Genomic DNA, 998 nt, shown 5'->3' with positions numbered 1-998 from the left:
GGGGGGGGGGGCCCGCGGGGGGCCCCCCCCCCGCGGCGCGGGGGGGGGGGGGGGGGCGGCGGGGCGCCCCCCCCGGGGGCCCCCCCCCCCCCCCCGCGGGGGCGCCCCGGCCGGCCCGGGCCCGCGCGCACTTCACCGTGGACGGCGAGGTGGTCGCGCTCGCGCACGGACGCACCGACTTCGCCAGGCTCCAACGCCGGATGGGGCTCACCGACCCGCGCCGCGCCCGGGCCACCGGCATCGCCGTCACGTACTACCTGTTCGACCTGCTGGCGCTCGACGGGTACCGCACCACGGCGTTGCCGCTGCGGGTCCGCAAGTCCCTGCTGCGGCGGGCGCTGACGTACCGGGAGCCGCTCAGGCTGACCACCCACCGCAACCACGGCGGTCAGGACCTGCTCGACCAGGCGTGCGCCCGCGGCTGGGAGGGGCTGATCGCCAAGCGGGCGCAGGGCCGCTACCAGCCGCGCCGGTCACCGGACTGGCTCAAGCTCAAGTGCGCGCGCGGCCAGGAGTTCGTCATCGGCGGCTACACCGAGCCGGCGGGCAGCCGGGCCGGCTTCGGTGCGCTGCTGCTCGGCCACTACGCGCAGGGCCGACTGCGGTACGCGGGCAAGGTCGGCACCGGCTACACGGAGGCCGTACTCCGTCGGCTGCGTGCCCGGTTGGACGCCCTGGCCAGCGAGAGGTCACCGTTCGCCGACCCGGTACGGGAGCGCGGCGCGCACTGGGTCAGGCCGGAACTGGTGGCCCAGGTCGCCTTCACGGAGTGGACCAGGGACGGCATGCTGCGGCATCCGCGGTTCCTGGGGCTGCGTGAGGACAAGGCGGCCCGCGAGGTGGTGCGGGAGGAGCCTGTGGGTCGGTAGGGCGGGAGCCAGCGGGGCGGGGGCTTGCGGGGCGGCGGGGCGGGGGCCCCCCCCCCCCGCGGGCCCCCCCCCGGCCCCCCCCCCCCCCCCCCCCCCCCCCCCCCCCCCCCCCCCCCCCCCCCCCCCCCC

1 protein-coding gene is annotated in these 998 nt (G+C 80.0%); it reads left to right on the top strand.

Translation table 11 applies throughout. The features are described from left to right. Positions 1-869, top strand: an 869-nt coding sequence (gene ligD, locus AAHZ94_RS34530; RefSeq protein ID WP_349997623.1) for a non-homologous end-joining DNA ligase, incomplete at its 5' end; no start/stop codon positions are given. Positions 870-998: the final 129 nt, after the last annotated feature.

It is taken from the genome of Streptomyces sp. HSW2009, from assembly GCF_040240285.1.
Lineage (GTDB): Bacteria > Actinomycetota > Actinomycetes > Streptomycetales > Streptomycetaceae > Streptomyces.
This window is presented reverse-complemented; position numbering and strand designations above follow the sequence as displayed.